Annotated in this window: 1 protein-coding gene; it reads left to right on the top strand. The window is 63.7% G+C overall.

The features are described 5' to 3' along the window. Positions 1-421 (top strand): diguanylate cyclase domain-containing protein (locus AC066S_RS39630; protein WP_478272035.1); only part of this gene is annotated, 421 nt, incomplete at both ends.

Here is a 421-nt window from a genome sequence, read left to right as displayed (position 1 = left end):
CTGCAGAACCGCACGGCATTCAACGAAGTGTTCGTCCAGCACCTGGAGAATTGTCGCCTGAGAGGCAAGGGCCTGGCGGTGATGTTCCTCGACCTCGATCACTTCAAGCGGATCAACGATTCCCTCGGCCACGACTCTGGCGACCAACTGCTGAAGATCGTCTCCGAACGCATCCGCAGCGTGTTGCGCGATAGCGACGTGGTGGCGCGCTTCGCCGGCGACGAGTTCTGCGTGCTCGCCGACCTCACCCAGGACCACGAGGCGCACATCCTCTCGCAACGCCTGATGCAGAAGATGAAGGAACCCATCGCCCTGGACGGGCGCACCCTGGTGATGACCGCCAGTGTCGGCGTCAGCCTCTACCCGAACGACGGCGAGCAGTGCGAGGAGCTGCTGAAGAACGCCGGCCTGGCCCTGCACC

It is taken from the genome of Bradyrhizobium sp. CFUWI, from assembly GCF_056429085.1.
Note: the sequence above shows the minus strand (reverse complement) of the source record. Positions and strands in the feature narration are given on the sequence as shown.